At 69.1% G+C, this 13820-nt stretch carries 13 protein-coding genes; 2 read left to right on the forward strand and 11 right to left on the reverse strand.

Features of this window, described 5'->3' with window-relative positions; all coding sequences use genetic code 11:
- Positions 1 to 98: 98 nt before the first annotated feature.
- The 9 genes from ACIPWY_RS01655 to rfbB form a co-directional block, all read right to left on the reverse strand.
- Entirely contained in the window at positions 99 to 1211 is a 1113-nt protein-coding gene (locus tag ACIPWY_RS01655) for a DegT/DnrJ/EryC1/StrS family aminotransferase (protein WP_362901497.1), read from the reverse strand.
- Between the two features lie 11 nt (positions 1212 to 1222).
- Entirely contained in the window at positions 1223 to 1687 is a 465-nt protein-coding gene (locus ACIPWY_RS01660) for a hypothetical protein (protein ID WP_362901499.1), read from the reverse strand.
- A 29-nt stretch (positions 1688 to 1716) separates the two neighbouring features.
- On the reverse strand, positions 1717 to 2169 hold the full coding sequence (locus tag ACIPWY_RS01665) for a nuclear transport factor 2 family protein (RefSeq protein ID WP_362901501.1): 453 nt from the start codon (positions 2167 to 2169) through the stop codon (positions 1717 to 1719).
- An 85-nt stretch (positions 2170 to 2254) separates the two neighbouring features.
- Positions 2255 to 3442: a macrolide family glycosyltransferase gene (locus ACIPWY_RS01670; RefSeq protein ID WP_393699932.1), complete on the reverse strand. Its 1188-nt coding sequence runs from the start codon at positions 3440 to 3442 to the stop codon at positions 2255 to 2257.
- Positions 3443 to 3492: 50 nt separating this feature from the next.
- Positions 3493 to 4101, reverse strand: coding sequence for a dTDP-4-dehydrorhamnose 3,5-epimerase (locus ACIPWY_RS01675; RefSeq protein ID WP_362901505.1), 609 nt, complete (start codon positions 4099 to 4101; stop codon positions 3493 to 3495).
- 12 nt (positions 4102 to 4113) lie between these two features.
- Positions 4114 to 5028, reverse strand: coding sequence for a glucose-1-phosphate thymidylyltransferase RfbA (gene rfbA, locus ACIPWY_RS01680; RefSeq protein ID WP_362901507.1), 915 nt, complete (start codon positions 5026 to 5028; stop codon positions 4114 to 4116).
- 195 nt (positions 5029 to 5223) lie between these two features.
- Positions 5224 to 6657 carry a DHA2 family efflux MFS transporter permease subunit gene (locus ACIPWY_RS01685; protein WP_362901509.1) on the reverse strand — a complete coding sequence of 478 codons (1434 nt, stop codon included), beginning with the start codon at positions 6655 to 6657 and terminating at the stop codon, positions 5224 to 5226.
- An 82-nt stretch (positions 6658 to 6739) separates the two neighbouring features.
- Positions 6740 to 7765, reverse strand: coding sequence for an NADP-dependent oxidoreductase (locus ACIPWY_RS01690; RefSeq protein ID WP_362901511.1), 1026 nt, complete (start codon positions 7763 to 7765; stop codon positions 6740 to 6742).
- Between the two features lie 109 nt (positions 7766 to 7874).
- On the reverse strand, positions 7875 to 8843 hold the full coding sequence (gene rfbB / locus ACIPWY_RS01695; RefSeq protein ID WP_393699926.1) for a dTDP-glucose 4,6-dehydratase: 969 nt from the start codon (positions 8841 to 8843) through the stop codon (positions 7875 to 7877).
- 406 nt (positions 8844 to 9249) lie between these two features.
- Here rfbB and ACIPWY_RS01700 point away from each other — a divergent pair, with 406 nt between their 5' ends.
- Positions 9250 to 10269: a TIGR03842 family LLM class F420-dependent oxidoreductase gene (locus ACIPWY_RS01700; protein WP_393699924.1), complete on the forward strand. Its 1020-nt coding sequence runs from the start codon at positions 9250 to 9252 to the stop codon at positions 10267 to 10269.
- Between the two features lie 115 nt (positions 10270 to 10384).
- Positions 10385 to 11905, forward strand: coding sequence for an NCS1 family nucleobase:cation symporter-1 (locus ACIPWY_RS01705; RefSeq protein ID WP_362901517.1), 1521 nt, complete (start codon positions 10385 to 10387; stop codon positions 11903 to 11905).
- On the opposite strand, the gene ACIPWY_RS01710 is transcribed toward ACIPWY_RS01705, so the two are convergent.
- Positions 11902 to 12564 (reverse strand): hypothetical protein, encoded by a 663-nt coding sequence (locus tag ACIPWY_RS01710; protein ID WP_393699922.1) that lies wholly within the window; start codon positions 12562 to 12564, stop codon positions 11902 to 11904. The genes ACIPWY_RS01705 and ACIPWY_RS01710 overlap by 4 nt on opposite strands.
- Positions 12565 to 12777: 213 nt before the next feature.
- Positions 12778 to 13638, reverse strand: coding sequence for an AraC family transcriptional regulator (locus tag ACIPWY_RS01715; protein WP_362901521.1), 861 nt, complete (start codon positions 13636 to 13638; stop codon positions 12778 to 12780).
- Between the last annotated feature and the right edge of the window lie 182 nt (positions 13639 to 13820).

Here is a 13820-nt window from a genome sequence, read left to right on the forward strand (position 1 = left end):
ACCGTCCGACATACGGCGGTTTCGGTTCGCATCGGTTCTCATGGGTCGCATGCGGAGTTTTCGACCCGCCTCCTCGACCCCGCCCTGTCCGGCGACAGTCACCAACCGCCCTTGATGGTCTGCGCGATGTGGGTCCGGTCGTCGTCCGACACCCACCAGCCGACCGGTATGGCGATGTGCCGCCCGGCAACGCTGTCGAGGCCCGGCAGGACCGCTTTGCAGCCCTTGGTGGCGCCGTAGACGTCGTTGCGCTCGTGGACCTCGCTCGTGGCGATTCCGGCCTCCTTCATGCGCCGGACGAACGCGTCGCGGTCGTCCACCTTGAGGGAGTAGTACCAAAACGATGGATTCCGGTCGGTGGCCCGCTCCGTCAGCTCGATCCCGCCCACCCCGGCCAGCTCGCCGTCGTAGAACGCGGCGTTCTCGCGGTGCCGGGCGACGATGCCGTCCACGGTCTCCAGGTTCGCGAGACCGATGGCCGCGTTGATGTCGTTCATGTTGAACTTGAAGCCGTACTCGGGGATGTCGTTCTTGAACCGGGCCCCGCCGCCGTCGCGGTCGATGCCGTACCAGCGAAGCATCCTGGCGCGGTGCAGCAGTTCGTCGTCGGGCAGCACGATCAGGCCGCCGTCACCGGTCGTGAGGTGCTTGATCGCCTGGAAGCTGTAGACGCTGATGTTGCCGTGCCCGCCGAGCGGGACGCCCTGGTACGTGGCGCCCCACGCGTCGGCGCAGTCCTCGATGACCCGGGGCCGGACCCCATGGACGCGTTCGGCCTGGTCGAGAAGGCGGTTCAGGCGGTCGAGATCGACGGGGTAGCCGCCCCAGTGCACGAGGACGATCGCCCGGGTCGCGGGCGTGATCTTCCGGGCCAGGTCGTCGAGGTCCACGTTCAGGGTCGCCGGGTCGGTGTCCACCCAGCGGATCCGCATCCCGTTCGCCAGGATCGGCCAGTTCGTCGCCGTGCAGGTCAGCGCGGTCGCCAGGACCTCGCCGTCCCGCCCGGACTCCGTCGCGACCAGGTGCAGGGCCAGGTGCAGCCCGGACGTGGCGCTGTTGACGGTCAGGATCCGGGGGTTGTCCAGCCGCTCGGCCAGGGCGCGTTCGAACTCGTCGACCTTCGCGCCCTGACCGATGTAGCCGCTGTCCAGCACCTCACCGACCAGCGCCGACGCCTTCTCGGACATCGCCACCTTGAAGAGAGGGATCATGTGTCGTGTCCTCAGCAGCTGGGGTTGCCGGCGATGCGGTGGACGCTGACGTCGGCGACCTGGGTGAACTGGGGGTTCCCGGCCATGTCGTAGACGTGTGAGACGCCGGTGCTGGTGAAGGAGTTGCTCACCGCATGGGTGGTCTGGTCTATGTAGATCCAGCCCTGCTGTGTGCCGGACCCGTCGGTCATCGCTTCAGCGATCTTGTAGTTGAAGTCGCCGGCACCGCCGGTGGACTTCCAGCTGCCCTTGCTGACGCCGGCGGACGTGATGAGGCACGCCTTGCCGCTCGTGGTGAATATGAGCTGGATGTCACCGGTGTCGCCCCCATGGCTGACCGTACCGGCCCACTTGCCCACGAGCCGGCGGGAGGAATCGGTGGAGCCGGCGCCCGCGTAGGGCGCCGGGTGCGCGGTGCCTGCGGCCAGGGCGGACAGGACACCGGCGGACACCACGGTGGCGAGGATCTTCTTCATGTCGGACGACCTTCCGGCTCGCGCGGTGCTCACTTGTACTCGCCGTCGGTCTCGACGAAGCGGTTCCGCACGAGCCACGACCCGTTCGAACGGACGAGCTCGTCGTCGCAGAGGGTGTGGTGGCGGAAGTGCACCTCCCCGCTCAGGAGCGTGCGGTCGGGGGTCACGTAGACCATGACGTAGCTCTGCGCGCGGACGGTGTCGTCGTCGATCTGCTCGACGGTCAGCTGCCCGACCCAGTGGCGCAGGACGAGCCCCTCGTGCTTGGCGGTCTGCATCTCGATCGCCTTGACGAGGATGTCGCGGCCGACCAGGGGCTCGGGCATGTCGGCGGCCTGGAACACGCCGTCCGGCGTGAAGGTCTGCGCCCACTGTTCGCCGTCACCACGGTCGAGAACCTTGAGCTGCAGCGCGTAGAACTGCTGGATCTCCAGGTACAGGTCGTTCGGGACGAGCTTGGTGCTGAAATCATGCGAATTCATCAGTTTCTCCAGTCGACTTCGGTAGCTGATTCGGTGGCTGCTTCTGCGGTTGATTCGGTGGCTACGTCGGTGGTTGCTCGGGTGGCTACTCGGACGGCTGCTTCGCCACGGTGTGGAGGTGGCCGAGGATCGCGTCGGCCGCGCGCGGTGCGCCGCCCGCGTCCTTCATGTACTTGCGCATGTCACGCAGGTTCGCCTGCACGGTCTCGTCGGCGGCGACCTCCAGGACGGCCTCCCGGAGGGTCTCGGCGGTGACCTCCTCGGGGGGCAGGACCCTGCCGAGGCGCAGTTCGCCCGTCCGCGCGGCGATCATCTCCGAGTCGCCGTTGTGCGGTACGGAGACGAGGGGCACCCCCGCGTACAGGGCGTTCATGGTGTTGCCGGCGCCGCCGTGGCACACGAACGCGCCGGCGTGCTCGAGGACCGCCTGCAGCGTCAGCCACGTGTGGATCTCGGCGTTGGGGGGCAGTTCGCCCACCGCCTCCAGGTCCACGCCGGGGCCCGCCGCGATCACCACGTGCCACGGCAGCCCCTCGAAGGCCTTCGCGCACATCGCGAAGAACTCGGGCTGGGTGTTGAACGTCGTGCCCAGGGAGATCAGCACCACGGGCTTGTCGCTGGACGGCCGCCACGTGCCCTGCAGGTCGCTCTCCCGCAGCGGGATCCCGACGAACGTGTACTGGTCCTCGGGGAAGGAGTCGGCGTCGGACTGGAACTCGCGCGGCATGAAGGAGATGTTGCGGGGCGCGTCCGACATCAGCTCGTCCAGCGTGACGTCCTGCAGCCCGTGCGCGTCGGCGAACGCCCGCAGTTCGCGCGTCAGTTGGCCGAACATCCCTTCGGCGGCGCCCTCCGCCTCGGAGAAGTACTGGTGGGACGCGAGGACCGGGTAGAGCTGGATCCCCGGCACGCCGAGCTTGCGCGACATCACCCGGCCGAGGAACTGCATCGAGATGTCGTAGACGAGGCAGTCCGGCAGGTCGTCACCGAAGTGGGCCTCCAGCGTCGGCGCCGTGGCGGCCGCCTCCCGGACCGCGCCCAGCAGGACACGGGCCAGCCAGTCGTCCGCGCCGGTCGGGGCGATCGTGCGCGGGTCGAGCGTCGTGGCGTAGGGAATGATGTCGGCGCCCGTCGAGGCGATCTTCTCGGCGAAGCCGTCGGCGGCCAGGTAGCTGACCTTGTGACCGCGCCTGACCAACTCCTCGACCACGGCCAGCGTCGGTGTGACGTGACCCGCCGCGGGGATGTTCAGGAAGGCGATGTGCTTCTTCATGAGTAGTCCTGTTCCTGGTGTCGTCGACTCGCTCGGGGACGCCGGCCGCGTCATCCCAGCGGCCGGATCGGTGTCTTGACGCGAAGGTCCGCGTACTTCGGGAGGACGCCCAGGGCCTCCGTCTCCGCCAGCGTCGGCGCGGTCCTGTCCTTGTCCGACAGGACCGCGCCGACGCCGCCCAGGTCGGGCCACGGCAGGGCGAGTTGCGGGTCCAGCGGGTTGATCGAGATCGCCTTGCCGGGGGTGTAGACGTTGTCGCACAGGTACGTGACCACGGCGGTGTCACTGACGGCCGCGAACCCGTGGCCGAGCCCCTCGGGGATGTACACGGCGCGGCGCCGCTCGTCGTCGAGCGGGATCGCGATGGACGCGCCGTACGTGGGCGAGCCGAGACGGACGTCGACGACGACGTCGACGATCGAACCGCTCACGCACGTCACGTACTTCGCCTCACCCGGCGGGGCGGCCGTGAGGTGGATGCCGCGGATCGTCCCGCGCCGCGAGACCGAGCAGTTGACCTGCGCCACGTCCATCGCACGGCCGGTCGCCGCGGACAGCCGGTGGCCGACGAACAGTTCCAGGAACGCACCGCGCGAGTCGCCGAACACCTGCGGCTCGACGAGGTGGACGCCCTCGATGCCGAGTTCTTCGAAGTTCATCAGGCCTCCTCGTCACACGGTGGCGCCGGCGCCGACCGGGACCAGTCGCTGGATGTCCTGGCCGGCGGCGTCGGGCAGCCCCATGAGGTACTCGCCGTAGCCGCTGGACAGGAGCGGCTGCGCGAGCTCCCTGAGCCGGTCGCTGTCGATGAGCCCGTTGCGCCAGGCCGCCTCCTCGACGCAGCCGATCTTCTGTCCCTGACGCTCCTCGATCACCCGGACGAACTCCGACGCCTGCACCAGCGAGGCGAAGGTCCCGGTGTCGAGCCACGCCGTGCCGCGGTCGAGCACGGTGACGCCGAGCTCACCGCGGCGCAGATACGTCTGGTTCACCTCGGTGACCTCCAGCTCGCCGCGCGCGCTGGGCCGCAGGGACCTGGCGATGTCGACCACGCGGTTGTCGTAGAAGTACAGGCCGGGAACCACGTATCGCGATTTCGGGTGTGCCGGCTTCTCCTCGATGGAGACGACGCGCCCTTCGAGGTCGAAGTCCAGGACGCCGAAGTCGCCCGGGTTCGCCACCGGGTAGGCGAAGATGTGGCCGCCTTCCGGGTCGGCGTGCGCCTTCAGCTGATCCCCGAGGCCGGCTCCGTGGAAGATGTTGTCGCCGAGGATGAGCGCCACCGGCTCGTCCCCGATGAAGTCCGCGCCGATCAGGAACGCCTGGGCGATGCCCCCGGGCCTGGGCTGCGTCGCGTACTGGATCTGCAGCCCCAGGTGCGAGCCGTCGCCCAGCAGCCGCTCGAAGGAGTCCCGGTCGGATGGCGTGGTGATGACGAGGATGTCCCGCACGCCCGCCAGCACCAGAGTGGACAGCGGGTAGTAGATCATCGGCTTGTCGAACACCGGCATGAGTTGCTTCGACATGGCTTGAGTGATCGGCCACAGGCGGGAGCCGGTACCGCCGGCCAGAATTATTCCTCGCATGTCCCGGAAGCTAATGACGGCGGCTATAGGGACGATCGAGGCCGGGTTGGCCCGGCAGCCGGGCGCCGTGAGCGGCCAGGCACCGTGAGCGGCCGGTACCGGCGCGCCTCGCGGCGGCGGCGCGCGCCACAAGCCCACCCGGTGAGAACCGGGCGGGCTTGTGGCGTGTGCCTGTGTGCCTGTCTGCCGTGAGGCCTACTGCTGCGCCCCGCGCGGCACCGCGGCCGCGGCCGCGAGGCTGAGGGCGAGCAGCACAGCGGTCGCCAGGAACGCGACCCCGTACCCGGACGCGAACGCGTGGGCGTCGGGAGGACCGTCACCGGCGAGGTCCGCGGTACGGACCTGAGCCAGCGCGACCATGACCGCGAGGCCGGCCGCACCGCCCAGCGACTGCGAGGTGTTCAGCACCCCGGAGGCCAGGCCCTGCTTGTCCTCCGGCACACCCGCGGTCGCCGCGCCCGCCACCGAGGTCACCACGATGCCGAGGCCCAGGCCGAACAGCAGGCTCGGGCCCATGAGGTCGGCGACGTAGGTGGCGTGCTCGTTCGCCGCCGACTGCCACAGCAGTCCGCCGATCATCGGCAGGAGACCGATCAGCATCATCGGCCGGGGACCGGTCCGCGGTCCGACCACCGAGGAGGCGGCGGCACCGATGAACGCGAAGACCGTCAGGGGCAGGAACACCAGCCCCGTACGCATGGCGCTGTAATGGAGCACCGACTGGTACAGCAACGTCAGGAAGTAGAACGTCGTGGGCAGCGCCGCCCCGAACGCCAGCATCGTGACATTGGCCGCCCACACCGAGCGGTTACGGAACAGGCTCAGCTCCATCAACGGCTGCTTGGCCAGCTTGGCCTGGTCGAGCACGAACACCGCGAGCAGCACCACACCGACGGTCAGCGACCCGACGATGCGCGCCGACCCCCACCCGTAACGCTGTCCCTCGGCGAGCCCGTAGACGAGCGCGGCGATCCCCAGAGTGACCGACACGGAGCCCAGCACATCGAGCTTCACGCCCTTGCGGGTGTCACCACGGGGGGTGGTGGCGACCGACGAGACGGCCATTCCCACGATCAACAGGCACAGCGGCACGTTGATGAGGAAGACCCAGCGCCACGACATCCACTCGACGATCGCTCCGCCGCTGAGTACGCCGATCGCTCCGCCGCTGCCCGACGCCGCGCCCCACAGGGCGAGCGCCTTGGCCCGCGCCATCGGCTCGGTGAACGTGGAGGTCAGCACGGCCAGCGAGGCAGACGCCATGATCGCGCCGCCGAAGCCCTGCCCGGCGCGACCGAGTACCAGCGTCGCCGAGTTGGCCGCGATGCCGCCGACGAGGCTGAACGCCGTGAACACGGCGAGGCCTATGAGCAGCAGACGCCGCCCGCCGAACAGGTCCACCATCCGCCCCGCCAGCAGCAGGAAGCCGGCGAACGGAATCAGGTACCCGTCGTACACCCAGGTCAGGCTGCCCGGTGTGAAGTGCAGCGCGCTCTGGATGGACGGGATGGCGACGTTCACGATCGACGCGTCGAGGATCACGGTCAGCTGCGCGAGGCAGCACACCGCGAGGACGAATCCGGCCCGGCGCGGCTGGGCCGGGGCGTCCAGTGCAACCTGATCGATCATCGGAGGGGACTCCTCGTTCGGACGGATGACTGCGCCGCACCCGGGTCCCGGCGCGCGGGCCGCACCCGTCCTGCGTCAGCCATCACGAGATCTTGACGAGCACGTTGCCCTTGTAGGCGCCGCCGAGCAGTTCGGTGAGCGCCTCGGGCGCGGCGTCGACGCCGCCTTCCACCACGGTGTAGGGCAGGACGATCTTTCCTTCCTGCAGCCACTGGGCGAAGTGCTGGTTCCACGCCTGGATCTGCTCCGGCGTGTGGTACGTCGAGAACGGCTTGATGACGATCTGCCGGATGATGCCGGCCATGATGTCCAGCTTGGGGAAGGCGCCCTCGGCGTTGCCGGTCTGCGCGGACACGGCCCCGCCCAGCACGAGCCGGGCTCCCTGCGCGGAGGCCTGCACGGCGGCCTCGAACTGCTCCCCGCCGACCAGGTCGAAGAACACGTTGATCCCGTCGGGGGCGAGCTCCCGGAGCTGGTCGACGACGGGCCCGTCCTTGTAGTTGAACGCGGCGTCGTAGCCCAGTTCCTTGGTGAGGTACTCCACCTTCTCGGCGCTGCCGGCCGAGCCGATGACGCGCTTGGCGCCGCGGGCCTTGGCGATCTGGCCGGCGAGCGAGCCGACACCGCCGGCCGCGTTCGACACGAACACGACGTCGTCCTCGCCGACTTCGGCGACGTCGGCCATGCCGTGGTAGGCCGTGATGCCCTGGTTCAGGAAGTACTCCGGACCGGGGTACCACGAGGGGTCGACCTTGAAGTACGAGGCGGCGGGACCGGTGGAGTACTCGGTCCAGCCGTCCATGTGCTGGACGGTGTCGCCCACGGCGAGGTCGGGGCTCTCCGAGGCCACGACGACACCGACCGCGCCGCCCCACGGCCGCTCGCCGACCTTGTAGGCCGGCATCATGGGCAGCCCGGGGTCCTCGGTCATCAGGTCGCGCATGACGGCGGTCACCTGGAGGTACAGGTTGCGCACCAGCACGTTGCCGGACGTGGGCGCGGTGACATCCACCTCCACGACCTCGAAGTCGTCCTTCGCGGGCTGGTTCACGACATAGCGCGCCAGCCGTACTTCCTTGCCGGTGGACGGGAGAGTCTGGGCAGTCATTGGTTATCCCCTTTGGTTCATTTCGATATGACCGAGGTCCGAGCGATTCAGTGTCTACATCGCGGCAGTCGAAAATCGCCTGAACGGTGCTCGAACGTCGGCGGGCTTTCTACTGGTTCCACCAGGAAGTGTTTTCCCTGTACCACTCGACGGTGTCCTTGAGGCCCGTTTCGAATGATTGCCGCGGGGTGAAACCCAGCTCATTTCGGATCTTGGTCATGTCCAGCGAGTACCGCTGGTCGTGGCCGAGCCGGTCGGCGACCCGTTCGACCATGTCCCATCCCGTTCCGCAGCTTTCCAGCAGGCGCGAGGTCAGTTCCTTGTTGGTCAACTCCGTGCCGCCGCCCACGTTGTAGACATGGCCGGGCCTGCCCCCGCGCAGAACCAGTTGAATGGCCAGGCAGTGGTCCGCGACATGCAGCCATTCACGCACGTTGTCGCCTTCCCCGTACAGCGGAACCCGCCGTCCCCGCAGAAGGTTCGTCACGAACCGCGGAATGACCTTCTCCGGGTTCTGGTAGGGGCCGTAATTGTTCGAGCAACGGGTGATCACGACGTCGAGGCCGTGGGTCCGGTGCGCGGACAGCACCAGCAGATCGGAGCTTGCCTTGGACGCCGCATAGGGTGAATTCGGCGCCAGTGGCTGGGACTCGGTCCATGACCCGGCCGAAATGGAACCGTAGACCTCGTCCGTCGACACGTGCATGAAACGCCCGACCCCGTGCCGCCGGGCCGCGTCCAGCAGGACCTGCGTGCCGAGCACGTTCGTCGTCACGAAGGCACGGGCGTCTTCGATGGACCGGTCGACATGCGACTCGGCGGCGAAGTGAACGATGGCGTCGTGCCCGCGCACGACCTCGTCGACCAGTTCCGCGTCGCAGATGTCGCCGCGGACGAACCGGAAACGAGGATTCTCCGCTACCGGCGCGAGGTTCCGCAGGTCGCTGCCGTGGCCGAGCGTGTCGATGACGGTCACCCGGGCGTCATTCAGGTCCGCCCCCGGAAGCTCGCCGGACAGCAGCGCCCTTACGTACTGTGACCCGATGAATCCCGCACCGCCGGTAACAAAGATCCGCATGTGGGTGACAGTAGAGTCCGCGACTCGAAGCTGACTTGAGCCGGAAGGGCCCGGCCGCGCGCCCGCCCGCGGGCAAGGTCTGCCCCTTCGAGGTGCGTCTCCGTGACACCGATCGTCAGAGCCCTCCGCTTCCCCAGGAAACAGTGGTGGGCGCGCGTAGAGTCGCTCTTGCCAAGCCCGGGGAGAGCGTCCAGGATTGGGCCCCCTCGGATCGAGGCTTGGGGGCACGCGGTATGCGCACTTGGCGAGCAGAGAAGCATTCCGCACGTGCGCCGACGCCCCCGAGACCGCGCTCCGGAGGTGAACTCGCCGTCGTCGAGCGGGAGTTCACGAGGCGCGCCGGGCACGGCGGGTACCCCCCGCGCTCCACCTGCCAGTACCTGAACTAGAAAAATTGGCGGATCACATGGACTTCGGACTCGTCCTCCAGACCGACCCCCCGGCCTCCGGCGTCGTCTCCCTCATGCAGCGCGCCGAACGCGAGGGCTTCACCCACGGGTGGACCTTCGACTCGGCCGTGCTGTGGCAGGAACCCTTCGTCATCTACAGCCGGATCCTGGCCGAGACGTCGCACCTGACCGTCGGCCCGATGGTCACCAACCCGGGCACCCGCACCTGGGAGGTCACCGCCTCGACCTTCGCCACCCTCAACGACATGTACGGCAACCGCACCATCTGCGGCATCGGCCGCGGCGACTCCGCGATGCGCGTCGCCGGACGCAAGCCCAACACCCTCGCGCGCATCAGCGATGCGATGAAGGTCATCAGGGCGCTCGCCCGGGGCGAGGAGGCCGACCTCGGCGGGACGGTGATCCGCTTCCCGTGGGTGCGCGACGGCGCCCAACTGCCGGTCTGGATGGCCGCGTACGGGCCCAAGGCCCTGAAGATGGCGGGTGAGGAGGCCGACGGGTTCATCCTCCAGCTCGCCGACCCGTATCTCACCCAGTACATGATCAAGGCCGTGCGGGACGCGGCCGCCGCCGTGGGCCGCGACCCGTCCGAGGTGAAGATCTGTGTGGCGGCGCCCGCATACGTCACCGCGGACGACTCGCCCGAGGCCCTCGCCCACGCGCGCGAGGAGTGCCGCTGGTTCGGCGGCATGGTCGGCAACCACGTCGCCGACCTCGTCACCAAGTACGGCGAGCACTCGTCGATGGTCCCCGAGGAACTCACCGACTACATCAAGTCCCGCCAGGGCTACGACTACGCCCACCACGGCAGGACCGGGAACCCCGACACGGCATTCGTACCGGACGAGATCGTCGACCGGTTCTGCGTCATCGGCACCGCACAGGACCACGTCGAGAAGCTGCGCGCCCTGCGGGACCTCGGCGTCGACCAGTTCGCCCTCTACGCCATGCACGACGCGAAGGAGGAGGTGATCGACGCGTACGGGGAGCGGATCATCCCCATGGTCAACGCCTGACCGCCCCTCCGTACCCCTCAGCCAGGGTCCCCACCGCCCGCACCCGCACGGCCCGTTCGCACCTCCCCGCTGACTGAGCCGCGGCTCCTCCGGCTCCCGAACGAATGGCCTGCTCATGACCGACACCGCGCCACCCACGCTGCCCGCGGGTGGCGGCATCGACCTCAGCGCCGACGCCTACCCCTCCGACAGCCGCTACGCCAACGACGACCTGCGCCCCGTCCCCCTCGCCGAACGCCGCTGGACCACCTACAACTTCGTGGCCCTGTGGATCGGCATGGCCCACTGCATCCCGTCCTGGACCCTCGCCTCGGGCCTCGTCGCACTCGGCATGGACTGGAAGCAGGCCGTCCTCACCATCGCCCTCGCCAATGTCATCGTGCTCCTGCCGATGCTGCTCACCGGGCACGCGGGACCCAAGTACGGCATACCCTTCCCCGTCCTCGCCCGCGCCTCGTTCGGCCTGCGCGGCGCCAATCTGCCGGCGCTGATCCGGGCGGCGGTGGCATGCTGCTGGTTCGGCATCCAGACCTGGATCGGCGGGCAGGGCGTGTTCGTCCTGCTCGGGAAGGTCTTCGGCGGCTGGGCCGACGTGCCGCAGGTCGGCGGCTACCCGTGGACCCTGTGGCTCTGTTTCGTCCTCTTCTGGGTCCTCGAACTCGCCATCATCTACCGGGGCATGGACACCCTGCGCCGCTTCGAGAACTGGGCGGCGCCGTTCGTCCTCGTCGGCGCGGTCGTCCTGCTCGTGTGGATCGCGAACAAGGCCGGCGGCTTCGGCCCGCTCCTCGACGAGCCGTCCAAGGTCGGCTGGGGGTCCGACTTCTGGAAGATCTTCTTCCCTGGCCTGATGGGCATGATCGGTTTCTGGAGCACGCTCAGCCTCAACATCCCGGACTTCACCCGCTTCGGCAAAGGACAGCGCGCCCAGGTATGGGGTCAGACTCTCGGCCTGCCCACGACCATGACGCTGTTCGCCCTGATGTCCGTCCTGGTGACGTCCGGGTCCGAGAAGGTCTACGGCGCCGCGATCTGGGACCCGGTCGCGCTCGCCGGCAAGACCGACAACGTCTTCGGCCTGCTGTTCGCGCTCATCACGGTCTTCGTCGCGACGATCTCGGTCAATATCGCGGCGAACGTCGTGTCGCCCGCCTACGACCTCGCGAACCTCGCGCCCAAGCTCATCAACTTCCGCACCGGCGCGCTGATCACCGGTGTCATCGGCGTCCTCGTCATGCCGTGGAAGCTGACCTCGACGCCCGAGCTGTACATCTTCACCTGGCTCGGCGTCGTCGGCGGACTGCTCGGCACCGTGGCCGGCATCCTCATCGCCGACTACTGGATCATCCGCCGCACCGTGCTCCACCTCGCCGACCTGTACCTCCCCAGCGGCCGCTACTGGTACTCGGGCGGCTGGAACTGGAACGCGGTGATCGCCTTCGCCGTGGGCGGGATTCTCGCGGTGGGCGGCTCGTACTCGACGGTCGACGCCAAAGGCGTGAAGGCGGGCCCGTTCCCGGTGGACGGCCTGATCCCGTTCCTCAAGCCGCTCGCGGACTACGGCTGGGCGGTCGGGCTCGGATCCTCACTGATCCTGTACGTCGCCCTGACCAAGGCGCGTGGGGTGCGGATCTAACCGGTCGGGCTGCCCGTTTTGCCGGTCAGCTTCGCCACTGCGTCTCCGGACGCCTTCAGGGCGCCCCCGGAGATGCTGTCCGCGGCGGGCGCGCCGTGGGACTCGAAGTCGCTGCCGTTGTAGGTGACGGTCACCAGGGCGTTGCCGGACCTGACCGTCACCACCGCCTCCCGGGTGTTCTGCTTGTCGTGCGTGGTGAGGGCGACGGCGATCCTGGCCTCGTCACCGAGGCCGGGCGCGCTCTCGCCCTTGCCACGCGCGGCGAAGGCGGTGTGCGCCGCGGCGGCCGACTCCTTGATCTCGAAGGAGACGTCGAGCCAGCGGTAGTCGAAGTCCTTGAGCGCGCTCCACGAGCAACCGCGGCGCAACGAACGGTCGGCGGCGGCGAGTTCCTTGCCCGCCGGGTCGGCCTTCGGCACCAGGTCCGCGACCGTCCGCGCCGTGACGGCGGAGCACGGCTCGGGTGGCTTCTCGTACGCGCGGCTCGCCGCGGACCCCGCCGGCTGCGCGGAGCGCTTCGACGAGGGCTGCGGGGCAGCGGCGGGCTGCCCGGACGGGTCCGCCATCGGGCCCGAGGTCCAGGCCCAGCCGGCGCACGCGAGCACCGCGACCGGCAGGACGCGCACGGTCAGCGCGAGGGGGAAAGGGAGAGAACGCACGGCGTACGCCCCTTGTGCGAGGGGGAGGGGACGCCAGTCTCACACGAGTTACCCCGGGACAACACCGCCCCCTCCTCCCTCATGCGTCACAGGCGCAGTTCAGCACGGCCGCACCGCCTGGCTTTCACCCCAAAGAGGCCTCCGGATGAGCGCGGTCAGGGACTCTCGATAAGGGCGGACGGGCCTCTCCATGAGGGCGGACGGGCCCTCGCGTCACTCCCGCTCGACCGGGATCCACAGCTGCGCGTCCGCCTGCGCCGCGTCGGGTGACAGGCGCGTGCTGAGGATTTCGGGGCCCGGCCGGCTCCGGTACGGATTGGACGGGAACCACTGCGTGAACACGTCCCGCCACAGGTGCTGGAGCGTCTGCGGGAACGGGCCCGAGCTGTCGAAGACGGCCCACGTGCCCGCCGGGACGGTGAGCGTGTCCAGGTCGTCGGGCCCGGCGGTGGACGCCACCACCGCGTGGTAGTAGTCGAGTTCGGTGCCCTCCGCACGGCTCGGGTCGAGGTCGTCGCTCACCGAGACGATCCCCTCGGGCTCCTGGTCGGACAGCGCGTGGATCCGCTGCACCGTCTCCTTGTCGATGCCCCGGATGAAGTCGGCGATCGCCGGATTCATGCCCTCGTGGACGAGGGGGACCCGCGCCTTCCTGCCGACCACGTGGAACTCGGGCTTCTCCATCACTCGGTATCGCATGGTGCTGCTCCCTTCGACGATGAGCCGGAAGGACATCCGGGGCTGGGACCGCAGGGCCGCACCGGTCCGCCTGGCCTCGCCGGGGCCCACGCCGTGCAGGCCCCGGAAGGCCCGCGCGAACGCCTCGCCCGAGCCGTAGCCGTAGCGCACCGCGATCTCGAGGAGCGTCGGCTCCCCGGCGAGCACCTCCGCGCCCGCGACGGTCAGCCGCCTGCGCCGGATGTACTCGGAGAGCGGCAGTCCCGCGAGCGCGGAGAACATCCGCCGGAAGTGGTACTCCGATGTCGCCGCGATCCGGGCCAGGTCGGCGATGTCGATCCGCCGGTCGAGGTGGCGCTCGATGTGGTCCATGGCCTCGTTGAGCCGGTCAAGCACCCCGGGCTCCTTCCTGTTGACCTCACTCACGCTAGGGACGACCCATGGTCGCGGACCCGACATCCTGTGCCCGTTGCGGTCGGACGTGGCCGTTGCGGTCGGACGTGCCCGTTCCGACCGGACGTGCCCGTTCCGGCCGGTTGGGGACTTGTGACCTTCTTTGTCGGGGCCGGTTATTCAAT

This window comes from Streptomyces sp. NPDC090032, from assembly GCF_044748025.1.
GTDB lineage: Bacteria > Actinomycetota > Actinomycetes > Streptomycetales > Streptomycetaceae > Streptomyces.